General features: G+C 57.5%; 16 protein-coding genes and 1 pseudogene. 7 read left to right on the plus strand and 10 right to left on the minus strand.

Annotated features, from left to right (window positions below; all coding sequences use genetic code 11):
* A partial coding sequence (locus tag ACXYMN_RS18555; RefSeq protein WP_459015425.1) for a prealbumin-like fold domain-containing protein occupies positions 1 to 817 on the minus strand: 817 nt, incomplete at its 3' end.
* A gap of 741 nt (positions 818 to 1558) precedes the next feature.
* On the opposite strand from ACXYMN_RS18555, the gene ACXYMN_RS18560 reads away from it, so the two are divergent.
* Positions 1559 to 1882, plus strand: a complete 324-nt coding sequence (locus ACXYMN_RS18560) for a hypothetical protein (protein WP_459015426.1) — start codon at positions 1559 to 1561, stop codon at positions 1880 to 1882.
* Positions 1883 to 2079: 197 nt separating this feature from the next.
* On the opposite strand, the gene ACXYMN_RS18565 is transcribed toward ACXYMN_RS18560, so the two are convergent.
* The 3 genes from ACXYMN_RS18565 to ACXYMN_RS18575 form a co-directional block, all read right to left on the minus strand.
* A complete protein-coding gene (locus tag ACXYMN_RS18565) occupies positions 2080 to 3261 on the minus strand; it encodes a calcium-binding protein (RefSeq protein WP_459015428.1) in 1182 nt (393 codons plus the stop codon).
* Positions 3262 to 3453: 192 nt separating this feature from the next.
* Positions 3454 to 4905, minus strand: a complete 1452-nt coding sequence (locus tag ACXYMN_RS18570) for a Hint domain-containing protein (RefSeq protein WP_459015430.1) — start codon at positions 4903 to 4905, stop codon at positions 3454 to 3456.
* A 476-nt stretch (positions 4906 to 5381) separates the two neighbouring features.
* Complete coding sequence (locus ACXYMN_RS18575; protein ID WP_459015432.1) at positions 5382 to 6389, minus strand: IS5 family transposase; 1008 nt, start codon at positions 6387 to 6389, stop codon at positions 5382 to 5384.
* 367 nt (positions 6390 to 6756) lie between these two features.
* Here ACXYMN_RS18575 and ACXYMN_RS18580 point away from each other — a divergent pair, with 367 nt between their 5' ends.
* The 5 genes and pseudogenes from ACXYMN_RS18580 to ACXYMN_RS18600 all read left to right on the plus strand — a co-directional run bounded on the left by ACXYMN_RS18580 (position 6757) and on the right by ACXYMN_RS18600 (position 11962).
* Entirely contained in the window at positions 6757 to 7725 is a 969-nt protein-coding gene (locus ACXYMN_RS18580; RefSeq protein ID WP_459015434.1) for a glycosyltransferase family 2 protein, read from the plus strand.
* Between the two features lie 136 nt (positions 7726 to 7861).
* Positions 7862 to 9691, plus strand: coding sequence for a sensor histidine kinase (locus ACXYMN_RS18585; protein WP_459015435.1), 1830 nt, complete (start codon positions 7862 to 7864; stop codon positions 9689 to 9691).
* 95 nt (positions 9692 to 9786) lie between these two features.
* Positions 9787 to 10258: pseudogene (locus tag ACXYMN_RS18590) on the plus strand (transposase); the annotation flags it as partial.
* A 733-nt stretch (positions 10259 to 10991) separates the two neighbouring features.
* A complete protein-coding gene (locus tag ACXYMN_RS18595; protein ID WP_459015437.1) occupies positions 10992 to 11144 on the plus strand; it encodes a hypothetical protein in 153 nt (50 codons plus the stop codon).
* Positions 11141 to 11962 carry an IS3 family transposase gene (locus ACXYMN_RS18600; protein WP_459015439.1) on the plus strand — a complete coding sequence of 274 codons (822 nt, stop codon included), beginning with the start codon at positions 11141 to 11143 and terminating at the stop codon, positions 11960 to 11962. Before ACXYMN_RS18595 ends, ACXYMN_RS18600 begins: the two co-directional genes overlap by 4 nt.
* Before the next feature lie 176 nt (positions 11963 to 12138).
* Here the strand turns inward: ACXYMN_RS18600 and ACXYMN_RS18605 are convergent, their stop codons facing one another.
* From ACXYMN_RS18605 to ACXYMN_RS18630, 6 genes are all read right to left on the minus strand, one after another.
* Positions 12139 to 12522 (minus strand): helix-turn-helix domain-containing protein, encoded by a 384-nt coding sequence (locus ACXYMN_RS18605; protein WP_459015441.1) that lies wholly within the window; start codon positions 12520 to 12522, stop codon positions 12139 to 12141.
* A 105-nt stretch (positions 12523 to 12627) separates the two neighbouring features.
* A complete protein-coding gene (locus ACXYMN_RS18610) occupies positions 12628 to 13029 on the minus strand; it encodes a hypothetical protein (RefSeq protein WP_459015443.1) in 402 nt (133 codons plus the stop codon).
* Positions 13026 to 13400: a hypothetical protein gene (locus ACXYMN_RS18615; protein WP_459015445.1), complete on the minus strand. Its 375-nt coding sequence runs from the start codon at positions 13398 to 13400 to the stop codon at positions 13026 to 13028. The genes ACXYMN_RS18610 and ACXYMN_RS18615 overlap by 4 nt, the downstream gene beginning before the upstream one ends.
* Before the next feature lie 289 nt (positions 13401 to 13689).
* Entirely contained in the window at positions 13690 to 15048 is a 1359-nt protein-coding gene (locus tag ACXYMN_RS18620; RefSeq protein WP_459015447.1) for a hypothetical protein, read from the minus strand.
* Complete coding sequence (locus ACXYMN_RS18625) at positions 15038 to 16984, minus strand: hypothetical protein (protein WP_459015449.1); 1947 nt, start codon at positions 16982 to 16984, stop codon at positions 15038 to 15040. The genes ACXYMN_RS18620 and ACXYMN_RS18625 overlap by 11 nt, the downstream gene beginning before the upstream one ends.
* Before the next feature lie 561 nt (positions 16985 to 17545).
* Positions 17546 to 18436, minus strand: a complete 891-nt coding sequence (locus ACXYMN_RS18630; protein ID WP_459015455.1) for a LysR family transcriptional regulator — start codon at positions 18434 to 18436, stop codon at positions 17546 to 17548.
* A 103-nt stretch (positions 18437 to 18539) separates the two neighbouring features.
* Here ACXYMN_RS18630 and ACXYMN_RS18635 point away from each other — a divergent pair, with 103 nt between their 5' ends.
* Positions 18540 to 19037 (plus strand): lactoylglutathione lyase family protein, encoded by a 498-nt coding sequence (locus ACXYMN_RS18635; RefSeq protein WP_459015451.1) that lies wholly within the window; start codon positions 18540 to 18542, stop codon positions 19035 to 19037.
* Positions 19038 to 19356: the final 319 nt, after the last annotated feature.

Genomic DNA, 19356 nt, shown 5'->3' on the forward strand with positions numbered 1-19356 from the left:
TCACACCCGTCGCCGCGTCCGGGCCGTCATTCGTCACCGTGATCGCGTAGGTCACCGTGTCGCCCTCTGAAGGCGTCGCGTCACCCGAGACCAGCGTCTTCGCCGTCACCAAATCCGCCGATGGCTGTGTCTTGGTGTTAGTGATCGTGCAAACTGCGCCAAAGTTCGTAGGGTCCAGATCCGCTTGGATGGTGCGCGTTCCGCTGTCAACGGTCACATAAGAAGCGGGACCGCCGCCCGGAGACGTGCAGGAGATCGACGCTGTTGGCTCCCAGCCGGATAGGACCGCTTCAGTAATCGTCAGTCTGCGGGGGCCGCTCGGTGAAAGCGGTACTTCAAAAGTCTGGGATTCGCCGTCGGAAAGCATTGCCGATGCTGGAGAAACCGTCTCAGAGGACGACGCATTGAACGTGAAGTCTGCCGAATCGCCATCCGGAATCGTCTGCTTTGTGATGGTGACGAAGCCGTTCACCTCCACGCCGGTCACGGTCGCGGCCGAAGACTTGATGCATTTCGCGTTTGTCCCCGCGGTAATATTGCTCGCGGTGCAGGTATTGTTGGCGGGCGGGGAATCGAAAACCAGCGTGTAAGGAACCGCCAACTGGTTGGTACCGGTGGCCGGTGTACAGAGAACCCTCACGTTTCGAACTTCCAGGGTCGCAGACGCGCTGTTGGCGAAATCTCCGCACATATCGCCCGGAGCAGGATCGAAATCCGCGAACGGAGCCGGGCCCGTTGGGAAGACCCCAAGGGAACACTGGGAGCCGACCGGTGCATCCGCCGGCACCTGACCGGTTTCCCCGACGAAGAGGCCCATATCATACCTCTGAGCACGGCCACTCGTCACGGCGGCCCGAATATTTACCGATACCGTTGAACCGGCCCGGCAGCTGGCCAATGCGCTCTCCGACGGCTGATCGAACGAGATAATCGTTGCGAAGTCATTGGAAACACAGGAGCGTGCGCTGCCAGACCTTTCGGCTACGCAGCTTTGCCCATTCAGCGCCGAGACAGTCGCAGTCTGAGCCTCTGGCAAGGTCGGAAGAGTGATAAATAGAAGCCCCGATAAAATCTGGGAAAATAGACGATTCACAAGCGGATTCTTCCAATTTTGCTAAAATGTGCTGAGGCGGGGTCGTAAGCGCCTTAGCGCGTTTAAGGCGCAGGAGACAGGTCGCCGACGCCATGAGGCTCTGGAAACCCAAACCAATGAAGATACAAGGCAGATCTTCCGTTGATCGCATGTGAGACGAGAACCTTCCGTGGAGCCAGTTAGTTTGGTAGTTTGGGACAAAAGCGAAAAGCACTACGCAAACAACGTTCCACGACCATGAGCTGAACAGTCACTTCTTCGATTACGAAGAGCTTGTCGCGATTGCATCGCGTACTTGCCCCATAGCCGAGCCTTCGGAAGGCGTACACGCCACTCTTTCTTTCACAACAGTACTTGCAATTCCGAACTAATCGAGGCTCGCCCTCCTGCCGGAAGATACAAAACTCTTCAGAGATGCAAACGCGCCACAGGCGATTCGGGCGTTGTCGGACCACTTCAAATTCGTTGTTACAAGAAGCTTTGGGGAATGTTGTCCCAAAAGACGCCGCGCTTTGCTCGGACGGCCTCCCTGCCTACACCAAATTTGCGACGCGCCATGGCCTGTCCCATGTCGTGCTGAGCAATACACCGGGCAAGAGAAAGATCGCGCAAAGCTTTCACATTCAGAACCTGAACGCCCTTCATGCGCGACTGAAGGAGTTCATGCGACCGTTCAAAGGCCCCGCGTCGAAATACCTTGATCGCCACATCGACTGGTATTTCGTGCGCAGTAACAGCGCGCCTGACGGTGTCCTTCTCGGCTGTTGGCCTGATCGACCAACAAGCTGAAAGGCCCTGAGCGCATTCCGGGCTTCATAGGGTCATCAGGACGTCTCGGTCGCGCAGCAGTCAGAAAGCCCAGGTTGGCGGCCTGCCATATGGTGCCGAATGTCCGGCTGCGCAGGGTTGCCATCTGCCTCGGTTGCTTGCGGGTAGAGGGCTTGGTTTCCGGATTGAAGCTCCGCGGTATGCGCTGCGGCCTTTTGTCAGAGACTTGTTTCTGCACCAAAAGTGATGAACCCCGAGGAATCCCCGCCCCAGGTTTCGAACGCGCCCCCCGGTGCCCCGACCATCGTGGCGTCGGAAACATTCTCCATCGTGATGATCAGATACGGATCGCCCCCCAGCGGCGTGCCCAGCGTGCCGCCCTCACCACCTGTATCAAACAGCGCCGCGGTCTCTTCCACGCCCGCATCCGAAAACAAGAGCTGGTCGATATCGATCTCGTCCGCGGACACGCCCTTGAGGTAGACCTGCGCATCGCCCGCCTGAATCTGCACGCCCTGCTTGGTCTCGCGCCACATGAAGTCGTCGATGGTGCCGTTTTCCAGATCCGCCAGCGTCTCGCCCGCGAAATCCTCGGGCAGGGCGCTGTCGAACTCGGAAAAGACCAGGATATCGTCCGGGTCGAAATCGTTGACACGGGTCTGCACGTTCGGGCTGCCGCTGGCGGTGGTGGAAAACGAGTCGAAGATGAAGATATCGCTGCCGTTGCCGCCCTTGGCCACGTCCTGCCCGGAGGTGAAGATCAGCACGTCGTTGCCGTTGCCGCCATCGGCGCTGTCATTGCCGGTGCCGAGGATCAGCAAATCGTTGTCGTTGCCCCCAACAAGCTTGTCGTTATCCGCGCCGCCGATCAGCAGATCGTTGCCCTTGCCGCCCTTGAACTGGTCGTTGCCGTCGCCGCCACTGGCCGCGTCGTCGCCACCGCCGAGGTTGAACCGGTCGCCAAACTCGGATCCGGTTATCCAGTCGTCGGCATTGCCGCCCTTCATGTCGATGCGGCTGTCGCCCAGAAGCGCCTCATAGGTCGCGGGCGTGAAGGTATCGGTGTCGGTTTCCGCGTTATAGTCCAACACTTCGATCCAGCTTTCTCCGCCCAGCGGCTGCGGCTGAGAAAAGTTGGCCGTCTGCTCGATTTCAAGCCCTTTTGGCGTTGGTGTCCCAAGCTGGAAGCCGGTGGCATGCAACTGGCCATCGATCGTGACATAGTCGATGCGCAGTTCGGTGCCCATACTGGAGGTGGAAAACAGTGCAGTGCCCTCAGGGGCCGTAAGTTCGTTGCCCATACCGGAGGTGGAAAATACACCCTGCTCCAGCGCATCGAACAACTCGGCGATATTGGCACCATCCTTGCCGCGGACGGAAATGGTCAATGTATTGGGCATGAAAACGCCCCCCTCTCAAAACGGGCCGTCAGATTACGCCTGTTTTGACAATCGGCAAAGAACTATCGCATGCGCGGGACTGAACGGCCTGTGTGAGGAGCCGTTGGATGCATACGGACCGCTCGCCCGAGGAAGGGACCAGGGCACCGATTATACTTGCTAACCCACACGCGTTGCAGACTTTGCCTTTTCTTATGCAGCCAGAACGTGCGCTTCGAAGGATTTCAACGACAGGCGAGCTGACTGCCCGAATGAGTCAGGATCCGTCAGGAGCGCTGGAAAAAGACTGGTAACCTCGGTGAACGCTTGGTGCGAAAGCGTGTTTAGGCCAACAGCGCCAGGATGAAAACTTTCGCTTTCAATCCCCTCGGCAAAGACGATCTCATGGCGGTCCAAGAGCATATGGAAATATTCGACCGAGGGAACTTCGACGATCTCGATACCAGCAATATCCACCAGGTGTTTGGCTGGGATCAAAACCTCCGCCTCGCCAAAGTTCAGTTCAATTTCCCACCCTGACAGGAGCATACGGTGTTGCTGCGACACCCAAAGCGGACGCGCGTTTCCCAGGACACCGGCGGCGATCCGCACCGGTGCATTCGCTCCGTGTCCGGGAACGCGCGTCGAACCGATCCAGCGGATGCTCTGCAATCCATTATCAAGCGTTTTGACCTGATCTCCTACGCGTAACGCTTCGATCGGAACGCTGCCGTATTCGGTTTCGATGAATGTTCTGCGCGCGAAGCAGATCGTTTCGAAACTTGTCGCACCCGGAAAATTCGTGTCGGAATCGAGCGTATCGTTTCCATCGCCGCCGTCGAGGTCGCCAATCGACCCACCCACGCCAACAATTACGAGATCGTCGCCATCCTTCGTCTCAAGCTCGTCAGCGGTAAAAAAATCTCCCACCGACACGGTATCGTTACCTTTTCCCGTATCGATGTCATCGACGAGTCCACCATCACCGATCGTCAGGCCATCGGCCCCCTCACCGGTCTTGATGTCGTCGGCGAACAAGTTGTCGCCAATTGTTATCGTATCATCGCCCTTATTTGTTTCTATGTTGTCGAGGACAGCATCATCGCCGATCGTAAGCGCATCCGCCCCGTCGCCGGTCTTGATGTCGTCGGCGACCAGCCCATCGCCGATAATGATGGTATCCGATCCGTCCTTGGCTTCGATTGTGCGAATGGTGGCGTTATCGCCGATCGACAGGAAATTATCCCCACCATTCAATTTGATGTCGTGGTTGGTCGTGAAGTCATCCCCAATCGTCAGAAGGTCGACACCGTGTTCGGATCCTTCGAACTTGCCGAGCGACACGTTGTTGCCAGCGGTCATGATGACCGAGAGCGCCTTGTCAGCCTGGATGTCGACATCTGAGAGATCAACACCGTTGGAAATTACAATCCCGGCGTCCAAATTTTCTTCGATGTCTACGGTGAAATCATTGGCGTTGCTGGTTTCGAACTGGATTTCAAAATTAGTCGGGTTGCCAGTGGCGGATTCGAATTTGATGTTATCATCCACCGCCGCGGAGACGATGAAGATGTCGCCGCTGCTAACATCAATGGTATCACCAGCCCGGATCTCGTTCGGTCCAAGCGGATTCTTGTCCTTGTCGACAATGATATACGTCGCCATGTGTGCGCATGCCCCAATGCTGCCTCTTCTTGAAACAGGACGTCTGCGCACATCGCACAGACATCAGGTCGGCGTCGTTGCGCCTTGAAAAGGTCATTTTCTGCCTTAAAAAAGGCTAACTAAACGCGCTGCGATCCACAACCAGGCCGTTTTTTATTGGGCTGAACTCGAAAAAAATGCGTCTTGCGAGACACATTGGCGAGCTATGCGGAAAACTGGGTGACGGTGTTTGGGAAGGCGGCGTATCGTGGCGGGTGTCCAAGCCTGCCAGAACTTCCAAAAGGAACGATACGCCATAGAGAAGACTACAGGGCACCTCGAATTATCGACTGTTCCCGCTCGCTCGTGAAGCTCATCGCCGCATGAGGCGCACATGATGTCTGCCGTCGCCGCTCTGGAGTGGCCCAGGTTTGGCGGCCGCCCGCCTTTGAAGTGTTGTGTTTCGGGCCTCGAGGCCTGATTTCAACGTGCCTCGGTCATGCGGGGCACGGGTTAAGTCGGCGCAACTGGCCGAGACGGCGCATGTTGTAGGCAAGGTTTTTCATCCCGATCTTCGCCTTGGCCCGCACCATGCCGATCGTGCGCACCAGCGTGCCGCCCATATCGTTGGCCTGTGCGCCGAACACGTGCTCGACGCGCACGCGCACCGAGGATTTCGTCCGGTTGCTGCCCTTGGCCTGCTCGGTCAGTGGCTTGCCGCGTTTCCCCTTGCGGTGAATGTGGCTCTTGAGCTTTCGCGCGCGCAACTTGGCCTCCGTCTCCTCGGACCGATAGGCCGCATCCGCCCATACGCCGGAGCCGGTATTGCCCTTCATCAGCAGGTGATCCACCGCCTGGCTGTCATGCTCCGCCGCGTCGCTGACGTGATAGCGCCGCACAAGCTTGTGCTTTCGGTCGACGTTCACGTGGTTCTTGTAGCCGCAATGGCTCTTGCCATGCTTCTTGGTCCAGCGCGCGTCCACGTCTTTCTGGCTGCGCTTGGCGGGCTTGTCAGCCCACTCCTCTGGTACCTCGCCGTTCTTGACGGCCTTGTTTTCCTCGCGGCGATTGTGGTTGCGCGGCACCGGAAAGATGGACGCATCGAGGATCTGGCCACCCCGCGCGATGTATCCTTGCCGCGCCAGATAGCCGTCGAACTGTTTGAACAGCGTCTCCACCATGCCCGCCTGTGCCAGCGCCTCGCGATAGAGCCAGACCGTCTTGGCGTCGGGCACACGATCCTCCAGCCCAAGGCCGAGGAAGAGCATGCACGACAGCCGGTCGCGCACCTGATACTCGATCTGGTCGTCGGACAGGTTGTAGAGCGCGCTCAAAACCAGCGTCTTGAACATCAGCAACGCGTCCATGGGCTTGCGCCAGATCCGTTCCAGGGTCGGGCGAAACTCCTCCCAGGGCACGACAGCCTCGATCTCGAACAACGGCTCCTTCATGGAGTCCAGGCTCGCGAAACGCGCTGAACGATCGAAGAAACCCATCTGCGCCATCGTCAAATCCCCAGCTGCGGAAAATCTCAGCTGTCATACCGCAACAGCAAGCTCTGGGCATCTTTTCGAAGTGCCCGAAAAACTATACGCCGACGACGACGTCAGAAAATGTGCAAGAGGATCATGATGTTGACACAGTTAAGGATGATCTTTTGACCGGTTTTGAGAGCACGGACGCTCATGCGATAGATGTTGCTCAGGATACCCATGATCGTGAGGAACCCTTTGATGAAAAATCCGATTCAATATTGTCTGATATTTCAATTGAACTTGCAGCCTTGTTGCTCACATTTCTCTAATTTCAGAATCACGAATTGCCCCGAGGGAGTTAGTGTCGAAAATTCTCAGAACGATTGGCACGGGTAGCATGACAAATACTTGGTCTGTTGTTTGCACCACAAATGCAAGCCCCAAAAATATTGACTTGTTTTTGGGCCATTACCTTACGCTGGGTGCTACTCGAGTTTTCTTGTATCTCGACAGCCCCGTTTCTGGGATGCCCCCATCGCTTTTTGACCATAAGAAAGTTGAGGTCATGCTTTGCGACGGAGCCTACTGGGACGCAGAGGGAATTAAACGCCCCGACACCCATGTTCAGCGGCAAATACACAATGCGACGCGAAGCTACTATCGAACTCATACAGATTGGATCGGTCATTTTGACATCGATGAATTCGTTTTGACTGCCACGCCACCAAGCGTTTCTTTAAATGCAGTACCGGATGAGATTCTTGCGCTAAAGCTTGAACCTGTGGAGCGCCTCGCAGATCATCCGAAAACGTCATTGACCGGTTGCACCTACTTTAAGCGAGCTGTCCCGTGGGCAGCCCGCAATGGTCGTCGGCTGGAAAAGATATACCCGAATTATGGACGTCGCCTGAAAACAGGTCTTTTGAGCCACTCGCAAGGCAAAGTTTTTGCGCGAACCGGTATTCAAGACGCGAAGTTAGGAATTCACAGATTGAAGTCACCTTCGATGAAAATAAAATATAGGCGTATAGGCTTGACCTTCGTTGGACATTTTCATTGCCCAAGCGTTGACGAGTTTTTGGATAAGCTCAAGTTTCGCATGGCCGCAGGATCTTATCGCAGACAGTCCGAAAATGCAGAAAAACCGTTAAACGAACTATTGAACGAAATACTCGATACCCAGGGTGATTCTGGGATCTCAGATTTTTATTCTGAGGTTTGCTGTGCGTCACCAAGATTGTTGAGGCGCCTTGCAAAGCGAGATCTACTGGTTATTACCCGATTTAATTTACAAGCGCATCTTCATAGGGCCCAAAAAGATATTGAGGTTGATATATCCTTAGGTGGGCGGAGCCAATTAGGTTAAGCTCGCTTCAAGAACTTCCCGAAGCATACTCCAACGGTTTCCCAAATTCTCCTGTTTGTGGCCTTTTGCGAGCCATAATCTGGGGACATAACCTCAGCACGAACAGCCCCAAAAATAGCTGAGATTGGCTTCCAGTATGATGACCTGCCTGACATCCTATGAGTTAAACACAGTTTTCTGGGGTATTTCCGTCATCTGGTTCTTGGCCGCAATTGTTCTCGTTGCAACGACTATTTTTCAAGACTTTGACGGGAAGAGATATTTCATTGCTTCCTACGCGGCAATTTTATGGTGGCTCTTCGCGGTTGGAATGGAGGTCATCGCTACCGGCATGTCCTGCAAGGTCACATGGGGCATGCTCGCCTGGCCTGCTATTGGCGTACTTCCGGTCGTATGGAGCCAGTTCGTCCTCGCCTATATTGGGAGACCGACCTGGGATCGCACAAGGATTCAAGGGGCGTTCCTGACGGCCATCCCTGCCATCATTCTTGCCGGGGCACTGACAAACCCAGCACATCACCTGCTTTACGCCGAGAGCACAACGCTCCATGCCGACGGCCAACACGTGGAATACGTCCACGGCCCATTATTCTACGCGGCGGCAGCGCTGCTGTATCCCTTTGTGCTTTATGCAATGACCACAATATTGTCCGCGTTCAAAGCCGCGGACCGTCGCGTCTGGTCGATACTGGTGGTGCTCTTGCTGATCACCGCGAGCCCGCTCGCCGCCAATGCGGCATACATTCTTGTTGGACTGACAGTGTTTGGTCAAGATCCCACACCGTTCATGTTTGGAACCGGCATCGTGATATTTTGCTGGATGCTCGCGACAAATCGCTCCTTGGATATGGATAGCCTCGGCCGCCGCATTCTATCAGACAATTCGAGCGAGGCAGACATTGTCATTGACAGCAAGCATCGCCTGGTAGGCTGGAACCGAGCTGCAGCTGAGAAATTCTTCCCCGAAGGAAATACGCAGGAACTGCTTCCAGCACCCATCGCTGCTTACGTTAATGACCTGACTCTCAATCTCGAGAAAGTGGATCAAACTCCGATCGAGGTTGAAGAGCGTTTTTATGATCCCCGCGCCAACACCATCGCGAGCCCCATCAATCCGGGAAAGCAAAAGCTCGGTTGGAGTGTCACCTTTGTGGATGTCACCGAGAACATTCGGATCCGTCAAAAGTTGGAAGATGCCCTCAAAGAGGCAGACGACGCCAATCAAAGGAAAGACGAATTCGTCTCGGTTGTCGCCCATGAACTGCGTACCCCTCTGACCTCGCTGAAGGGGGGCTTGGACTTGGTGGCATCGGGGAAGTTGGGCGAGATCCCGACGGCGGCTGGACACACGCTCGGCATTGCCCGGAGGAATGGCGACCGACTTGCGCGCCTAATCGACAACATCCTGATGACCCAGAAGCTCGAGATGGAGGGTCTGTCGTTGGATTCCGAGCTGGTTGACCTGACGAGGCTCTTGAAGGACTCGATCGAGGAAAACAAGATGTTCGCCTCAGAGCGAGGCCTGCTTCTGACTGGTGCTGAAGACAGTCTTTCCGCGACCGTTTTCGGAGACCCGTCTGCACTCCGGCAGGTCGTGGATAATCTGATCTCCAACGCCATCAAGTTCTCGCACCGGGGTGGATTGGTCGAGGGGACCATCACACTGCACGGCGATCAGGTTAGGCTGTCCATTCGCGACTATGGTGTTGGTATCCCGGAACACTTGCATGGGCGTGTGTTCGGCCGCTTCGATCAACTCAGCGAAGCAGGGGAAGAACCCAAGAAAGGATCCGGTCTCGGGCTCTACATCTCGCGGCAGCTGATCGAGAAAATGGGCGGTGATATCTCATTCGAGAGCACAATGGGGCAAGGAACCACGTTCCACATGCAGTTCCAGCTTTCGGATGCCGAGGCGGCCAACGCGGATCAGGATATGTCGGACCAGAAATTGGAACGAGCGTCGTAACTGCAGGGTATGTCTGACGTCAGCACCCATAGGACAGATTTAGGGTTTTGAGCAACGGAGGATTTCTGGTTCATCGCAGCTATCAAGGAGCGAAGATGAACAAGAAATCCGAAACCTCGAAGGATACCGCTGACAAGCTGGTCAGGGGTATCAAGCGGAAGACTCGCAAACACTATTCAGCCGAGGAGAAGATCCGGGTGGTCCTGGCCGGTCTGCGCGGCGAGGAGAGCATTGCCGCGCTCTGTCGCCGCGAGGGCATCGCTGAGAGCCTGTATTATTCCTGGTCGAAGGAATTCCTGGAGGCCGGGAAGTCCCGACTGGCGGGCGATACCGCCCGTCAGGCTTCGGCACCTGAGGTCAGGAACTGAGATCGGAGTCCGCAGCCCTGAAGGAGGTGGTTGCTGAGCTGACCCTGGAGAACCGTTTGCTCAAAAAAAGCATGATCGGGGATGGGGGATCAGACGAATGAGATACCTTGCCCCGGAAAAACTGGAGATTATCCGCACGGTCGATGCCTCGCATCTGCCGGTCAGACAGACGCTGGCGATGATCGGCATCCCCAAGGCGCACAGATCGTGCAGCGGAACGCCAATTGCAGACTTGACCGTCGCGCTCGGCCATTTCCTGGCGATCGCGGTGGGCCGCAGCGTCAGCCAGTTCATGCCAAAAAGTGCGCGATACCGCAGATGCACAAAGCGGTCCGGACGGCCGCCGAGGATTAACGCGTCGAGCACCTCCGAGACCTCTTGCCAAAGTCGACCCTCTTCAGTCGAATGTACGGTCTTCTCTTGCTCCGAGGTCAGCGACCAGCTCCCATCGGCTTCCCGGTAAAGCGCTTGACGGATGGTCCAGAGCCAGTGCACGAATTTCCGTAGCCTCCAGGCTTGTTCATGCTCACCGCGCAGTGGGGGCGCGCTTTGAAAAAGCAAGACTTTCTCCGAGGCGTGATCCGAGAGTGATGCCGCCTCTTCGCCCATCTCACCAATACGTTCAGCAACTTCGTAAAAGCCCCCCTGCTCTATCAGGGTCGCGATAGGCGGTTGCGCTCAACTCCGGCAGAGTCCGTCCACGTTGAAGTATGAAAACGTGTATCGACCCAGTGAAGACCTGCTCATGCTACAAGGGAGAACGTAGCAATGGGTATGACGATGGACGACAGCATTAAGCGATGGACGGCGAAGCGTAAGACAGCGCTTGTCATCGAGATCATTCAGGGCAAGACGACCTGTCGGAGGCGAGCCGGTCCTTTGACCTGACGCCCTCCGAGATCGAGGGCTGGGTCGAGGATGCGAAGCGCGGCATGGAGAACTCGCTGCGCGCCAACCCGCTCGACATCCGCGAGCAATACGAGAAACAGCTCCGGGATCTGCGGGAAGCCTATGGCGAGGCCATGCTGGAGCTGCGGGCTCGAAAAAAGCTTCAGGCCCTGCTGGATGCGCAGGACGGGAATTGATCCGTTGCATCCAGCAGGGCCTCTTGGCCGAGGGCGTCGCAGTATCGATCGCCAAGCTCTGCACGTGGTTCGGCATTCCCCGGCGCACGGTCTACTACAAACCAGTGAAAGCCGCGCCGAAGGTCGATCCCCACTTCGCCGAACCGATCAAGAAGATGATCGAGGAGGAGCCGTCCTTCGGCTATCGCACGGTGGCCTGGCTGCTGGGCTTCAACAAGAACACGGTGCAGAGGATCTTCCAGATCAAGGGCTGGCAGGTTCGCAAGCGCGCCGTGGGCATGCGGCCCCGCATCCAGGCTGTTCCTTCTGTCGCAGCTGCGCCGAACGAGAGGTGGTCGACCGATCTCGCCCGCATCTGGACCGGCAAGGACGGCTGGGCTTCACTGGCCTTGGTGATCGACTGCCACACCCGCGAGCTGTTGGGCTGGCACCTATCGAAGTCGGGCAAGGCCACGACGGCCAGCGCCGCGCTCGAGCATGCGCTGATCGCGAGGTTCGACACCCTGGGTCGTGTCGAAGACGAGTTCCTGCTGCGCTCGGACAATGGCCTGGTTTTCACCAGCCACCACTTCACGGCCATCGTCCGCAGCTACGGGCTGAAGCAGGAGTTCATCACCCCGCACTGTCTGCAGCTAAACGGCATGGTCGAACGCTTCATTCGGACGCTCAAGGAGCAGTGCGTGCATCGCCACCGCTTCGAAAGCATCCAACATGCGATGCGCGTCATCGGTGACTGGATTGCTTTTTACAATAACCGCCGCCCTCATCAGGCGCTTGCCATGCGCACGCCTGACGAGGCATTCAGATTAGCGGCTTAACCTGAGCAGATTCCGCTGGGTCGATACAAACGCACACAATGCCAGGATTTTGCAGCTTTTCGCAAAAAGGTCCGCGAACATAACGCCGATAAATGTTTGGGGACCTATGTGCGGCTGTCGGGAGATTGACACTGCTGTCGGGATTTCGACTATCCGACTGTGCGGGGCCATTCGTATCACGCGGCATGCTCGTTGAAACCGAAGGTTCTTTGGGTCCAAACCATCGCATCGACCGGCGCAATGCGGACACTCCCGAACACGTTTCGTGTAGGCAGGCCATTCTCAATCCAACGCTCAACGGTGCGTTCGGAGACGTTCCATTGAGCAGCCAGAGTTTTTTTGGTCAGGAGATTTTTCTGGTAGGCTTTGACCAGTTTTCCACGCGGCGCAGGCCCTTGCTCGGCAGCCCAGACGTCCGACCATGAGCAGCGCCATTGGCGTCGGATTTGAACGCCGTGCAGTTGCCCTTTCTTAAGGTGGTCCCGGACTGTTCGTTCCGAAAGAGCAAAGTGCTCGGCTACAGCTGATACCGACAAGTTATATTCATGTGTATGTCCCATGATCGGGAAATTGTTCCCAGGGAGGAATCACAAAAATCTTGGTTTGATCTTTCTACAGGACCACAAAAATTGCCCGTGCCGTGGTATCCACGGCACGGGCAATCTTCACGCGCGTAACTTCTTCAAAGCGCGCTCTACGGCAATCGCATCCTGAACGTTTTGCCATGCTTCGCTCAGCCGCCGGATCGGCAAAGCTGCGTCAGAAACGGCTCGAGCATCGCGAGACAGATGTGTTTCGTATCCGCCGTCATACACCCGTGTCGTTCTGCCTGCTTCGATCCGCGTATCTGCGGCGTGTAAGATCTTAGCCAGATCAACCTCATCACTGCGGGACAGCAACTCCGGAGCGTCAAGCGCACCTTGTAGGCGGAATGCCCGTTGATGAAGATTGCCGTCCTCACTGATCAAAGGAAGCAGTTCAGGCAAAGCCGAACGTGCCCTTGCTCGAACCCCGAAATACCCGACCAGGGCGCTCTCGAGGAGGTCGTGAGATGTATGGGACATCATTTAACCTCCTTGTATTCGAAGTTTTTTTCGGGCGCATCGGTGTTGATGCCTGCAATGGCGTCTGCGAGCGCTTCTGTCAGCAAGCAGATCTCACTGACATAGGTCGCGTCGGGATCAATCTCCGCGAAATACCCTGCCTCAGGTCGCTTCATGTCGTCGACATGCTCAAGCTGGAGCAGATCACGCAGGTGGAAAAGTTCGGCTCTTATGCGCCGCGTCAGACGCGGCTCAGTACACATGTCATCGATCAGCCGCTGTGTCCGACGCAACCAAGGACGTCCCCCGAGCAGAAGGGATGCATTCTGCAGCGCTTCCGCATGATCTGTGACGAAGCGATGCAGCCGAGTGGGCTGATTGGGAAAATCGAACATTTCGATCTCCTTTTTTTGCTCCCGCACTATTGCGAGAGCTACAAGTTCGCGCGGACCTCCTTTCCAGCGCAGAGTTGAATGGTTTGAGTTTGAGAGATGCTCACAACATTTGTCATGACGCAGGCGTTGCGACGTGGGCTGCTGTCGACTGCATCTCTTGAATGCTGCGCTCTCAGTGAACCTCCATGCTGTCTTGGCGGCGTCTCAACCAGAAGACGCTGCAAAGACAGAATGAGGATCACCCGCTCCCGAAATCCTACTTCTGGTATCGTTAGCCTTTGGCTTGGAGCTAAGACCTCGCGTGAATTGCGCGGATCTCCCGCCATTCCCGCTGTGCCGCCGTTTCGGCGCAGAGCGCACGATACTCCGTACCCGCATCCTGCGTCCTGTGGCCAAGGAGGACCGCCACGATCCTCGGAGCAGCGACGGGGTCGTGCATTCGCAGGTAATCGGCCGCAAGTGTCCGGAGATCGTGCAGCGGCACTCCGATGGCATTCTTGATCGTCTCGCTGGGCCACCGGCTCGCATACGCTTCTTGGTTGAACGACAGCCAGTTGCAGCCCCTTAGTTCCTCGAAGCGCCGCTGCGCGTGTCGCCGTGGTCGACCGCCGAGAATGTGCTCGTCGAGCACCGCGCCGATTTCGGGCCAGAGTTCGCCGGCCTCCTTCCAATGCCCGGTCTTTCCTTGACGCCAACGAAGCCGCCAGCGACCGACAGGCTCCCGCACAAGGGCTTCACCGAGCGTCCACGTTGCGACATCGCCTGTGCGCGCCGGGTCGTTCATGCATACCGCCAAAACGGCAGCCGTCGCGCGCGCGGTTTCCGCTTCGGACTTCCACGCGGGGAGCGCGTCGGCCTGCTCGAGCTTGCTCAGAAGGACACGCACGATCTCGTCGTAGCCACCCTTCGCGTAGAGCTCCTCGATACGTGCCTCCTTTTTCTTCGCCACGCGCCGACCCTGTCGCTGGAGATGAGCCTGAACGGAACGCATCCCGTCCAAGGCCGTCTCGTCCAGCCCCCCGTGTAGACCGAGGCTCACCAATCCCCCGATATAGGTGGCGGCTGTGCGCGCGGTGACCGCGGCTTGGCCGGTATCTTCGTCCTTGGTCTGAACGACCTGCGCCAATTCCCAGGCCAGCAGCCATCCAAGACGCGGCGGACATCTCAGGGTGGGCAACATGGCAGCGCAGCGATTTACCGAACTGATGTGCCGGGCAATCGAACTGTCCTTGATTGGCGCGGCGCGTAAACCCGGCAGAAGAGCCAGCCAAGTGTCGGGCCAGTTACGGGGAGCCGGGCAACTGGGAGACGCTTGTCGGTCTCCGCTCCGGGACGGATGCCCGGTGCCGCCGGGGCGCTTGCGATAGTATTCGCTGCGCAGGGTTCGCCCTTCGGAAAGACAGACAGAGGGGGCGTGCTCGCCGAGCACCCGCAGCAGCAGGCTGAGCGAGGACTCGCTTGTACATGCCGCCTCGAATGTTGCGCGGGACGGGGCAGAGAAATGCTCCCCCCGTTCGGTGAGAAGTCGGAAGAACCGCCCGACGGCGGTGATGGCACCAGCCGGGAGATGCTCGCGGTGTTCCAGCAGCGCATCGTGCACGGCTTTCGGCACACCCTCGAGGCGTGCGCGGGCAATGCTATCGTTCATGTGAAAGCCTCTTGCTGAGTTGGTTGAAAAGATCGGGATGCGCGGCGAGCATGGCCGCGCGGGCCTCCCGGGCCGCAGCTTGTCCGTCGTCGCGACCGTAGTGCTTCTCGGCCACCTTCGGAGTGTTGCCGAGCACGGTCGAAACAAAGGCATAGTCTCCAGGCCGGAGAGCCAGGATCAGCAACGCCACCACGTGCCGCATACGGTGCGGAGTCTCGTGGACGCCAAGAACCTTGGAGGAATCGCGCCAGAGCTCGAGAAAGGCGCTTGGGGAATAGCTTCCCCTCGGCAAAACGACGGGATCGCCCTCTTCGAGCTTCGGTTTCGCGGCTCCTGGAAAGAGGTAGACGTTATTCTCGTCGAGCTTTTGAAGCTCGATCATTCGAGGACGCCATGTCTCGATCCACTCGCGCATAATCTCTGCATCGTCGCCGACCAGGTCGACCGTCACCCACCGATCATTCTTGATCTCCCAAGGCGCGAAACGGAAAGTGAAGAGCTTCTCGCCAGGAGCAGTGCGCACGAGATTTGAATGCGCCTCACCGCACGAGGCGATCCGGCCATGCCGCAGGCATTCCGGGCGCATTGGACGGGACATCTGGACTGCGTAGGCAGCTGCGCCGGCGAACTTGCGCAGAGCGGTCAATTCCTGCCCGCGGTTTTTCTTCGATGCTGCCATCTCGATCTCTTCGCGGGCAGCGTCGGCGATGCGACGGGGCGCGTTCGACCAGATATTCGCGAGTTCCGGCCGCTGCCGGAGATTGCCGAAGATCCTGTCGACTTCCATCAGGGTCGCATCTTCGGCACATGTCTTGGCGAGTTTCTTGCGCGGTGCATCGTAATGCTGAGCTTGGAGGAATTTGATTATGGCGAGAGCCTTCATGTCCTCCAGGCCACGTTTCGCGAGGGTTTTGAGCGATGTCAGTCGCGTTTTTAGTGTCGTCGACACAAGCGGATCGCGCAGATCGGGCGCGCTTCGCGAACGGGCGATCTGATCTTTGATCGCCGCCTCGATCGTCGGTTTCTGGAACAGCTCGCGGATATCGGTGAGATCATCGACATCGTTGCGCTCGTTCTCCCAGGCGCGGACGAGCCAGGTAACGGCCAACCGATACTGCTCACGAGCGGCGGTGGGCTTACCGACTCGGTTCGCGTCCTCGGAACCGCGCTCGTCGGCTTCCGCCATGACGATTTCGGGATCCTCGCCGGCCTCGATCCGTGCCAGCATCTTTTCCGCGAAATCGTCTTCTCCGGCAACGCAGGCATCCGCCGCCGCCTCGAACGACGCTCGAAAGGCGTCTGGCAGAGCGTTCCAGTCCATCCTCCTCGCCCAGGAGGAACTGGCTGGCGGAACGAGTTGTGCGGCGGGCAAGAACTCGCGCAACTCAGGGATCTCATTGGTCAGGCGAGTCAGCCCATTGAGGAAAACTATCGTCTTGCGCAAACCCTTGCGCTTGTCGGAGGACATCTCACGACCGATCCGGTCGATCTCCTCTTGGGTGAGATTCTCTGGGGCGACGGCGGCTCTGGCACGAAGACCACAGAGGCTCCGGTGGCGTCCAATATTCCAGCGTTGCCCAGAGCCTGGTTTGCCCTCGTTCGCTTCGATGACATCCATGAACGCGTCGTATCGAGCGCGCACAGCCTGGTTCTGCGGTGTGGTCCCGAGATGGGCCGCGTGGAATCTTTTCAGTAGCGCGCGGACACGGGAATCCTCGCGACGGCCGCTTGCTTCCATATTCTTGGCGCGACTGACCATTGCATATCCGCGCCCTGCGATATCGCGATCATAGAGGACAGGATCCGAGGAAAGCGATGCAAGGTCGGCGTCCAGCATCCCGAGTCTTGCGGGAACCCGCATTAAGCTCCGTATCGCATCGCGAGCCTCATTATTTTCTTCGGCCCAGTCCGCAACATCTTTCAGATTATGGGTCATTTCGATCTTCCTTCTTTTTGGCCGCCGATCGGCCCCTCATTGCGAGGGGGCCGACGCAGTCGAAAAGAAGGTTGGGATCAGTCTCAGTTACGCAGAAACTTGGTTGGATTCATGCTTGCGATTTTTTTGATGATCATGACTCTATCGCCGCTGGCAACCTTACTGTTGCTTGGGCTCTTCTTCAGGGGTCGTATGAGCCTCGAATGCAACCGTGGCGTTATATGCGTAGCGGCAGCCGTCTATTGGCAGAAATTCTTCGGCAGAGGTTTTCTGGAAAGAAAAGAGCAGGTTTTTTCGAAATCGCATTGGATGGAGTTCACATCCACAGTCGAAGTTCCTTCGCAACAAGAGCGTTTCTTTTTCGCAGATGATTTTCGATGCGCACACGGCTTCAGATAAGATGGGCGGCAGCAGCTATTCCGTTTCGAGACGGCTGATCAACCTGCCCGCGAATAGGGCCGTGGTGATCACCTATATAATCAAAGGTGAAGTGATTGCTTGATTTTTTGGGATGTCCGCATTTCGTGTTGGCCCAGTCGCTTCAAACGAACGAGCTTGCGCTCACCTGAGCTGGCCAGCCACTTCTTCGATGATGTCCCGCGCGTGGCGCGCCCTCGCCGACAAGCAACGGCCGCGGCGCATGACGAGCCAAAGTTCGTGCCAACGGCGCTTCGGAAGCTGAAAAACGGAGAGGCTCGATTTGTTGGCGAAAGCTTCCACGCCACTTCTCGGTAGGAGTGTGTAACCGACCCCCTTGGCCACGGGGGCAGGGATTTGGCCGATCTGGTTGACCGAACCACGCACGCTCAGCTGGTCGGCACCAGGGTATTCGTCCGGGAAATTCAATCGCAGCAAGTCATCGGCATAGCCGTAGCCATCGGGGTGCGCAATGAACCCACGAGCCTCGAGGTCGGCTAAAGACATAGGCGTGTCGGCTGCGTCCGCTGGAACGACAAGACACAGCTCCTCCCGTCCGAGGTGTTTGGCCTCCAACCGCACGTGGTCGGGGTCCGCCCCCAGCACACCCAAGTCAAAACGTCCTTCCAGCAACCCTGCCAGGATCTCGGCCTGCGGAGCCGCCTCGAGGTGAACACTCAGGTCGGGCGCGGCGCGCATCCAAGGCAGCAGGGTTGGGTAAAGTAGCATCGCGAAGCTGCCAGAGCAGGCGATGTGAACCGGCCCGGCGTCCCGATCATCCGTCTCGATGTCGTCGCGCAGGCGCTTTTCTTCAGCACGGCGGGACAGGCCGAGGGCGAATACCGCCTCGCCCGCTGGAGTGAGGGTGAAGCTCTTTCCCTGTCGGCTGATCAGCGCCTGTCCGACCTGCTGTTCGAGCTTCCGGAGATGCTGGCTCACGCCGGGTTGTGTCATGTTCAGACGCTCTGCGGCCTGGGTGAAGTGCCCGGTTTCGCAAAGCGTCGTGAAGGTCTCGAGCCAAGTGGCGTTGAGCATCAGATGATAACACTTCATTTTTATTTCTATCTCAAACGATAATTTCACAAAACGGCATCCGCAGTCCATATCGGCTTCAACGTAACGCGAATGGAGATATGACATGACCCAGACACCACGCACCTTTTCCCACATCGGCTTGTCCGTTCCGGACCTCGACGCTGCCGTGAAATTCTACTCAGAAGTGCTTGGCTTCTACGTCGTGATGGAGCCCTCCGAGGCCTTAGAAGACGACAGCGCCATCGGCGTCATGTGCACGGAGGTGTTCGGCCCGGGATGGGGCTCGCTCAGGATCGCGCACCTGTCGACTGCCGACGGCATCGGTATCGAGATCTTTGAGTTCCCCGGCAACTACGCGCCCGAGGACAAGCTCGAGCACAAGCGCCATGGCACCTTCCACTTCGCGGTGCAGGACCCAGACGTCGAAGGCTTGGCCCAACGCATCGTGGACGCAGGCGGGAGACAGCGGATGCCGGTGCGCGAATACTTCCCAGGGACCAAGCCCTACAGGATGGTCTACGTCGAAGACCCGTTCGGCATTGTCTTCGAGCTTTACAGCCACAGTTACGAGCTCACCTATTCCGCGGGTGCCTACAAATAGCTGGCCGCGCCGACTCCGTGTAACACGGGGCCGGCACAACCCGACATCGCATAGACCTGGGTCGGCCCAAAATTACGATGAACTGAATATGTCCGCAGGCGCCCCCCCAGCCAGTCGCAACTCCAGCCAGCGGATGTAGCCGTTGAGGTTCTTCGTTGCCGGTCCGCAGAAGGGCTTGATGAACCACTTGTTGCGGTGTCCGTCGTCAGGGATTTTGGGCCAGCTGGCGGCCTGAGCTAAGAGAGGGTCTGACGCATCTGGTTGGTCTGATTATGCGGCGGATTTGCGGTGAAGCAAGCGTCGCGTTTCGATGGTCTTT

This window comes from Roseivivax sp. CAU 1753 (genome assembly GCF_054482575.1).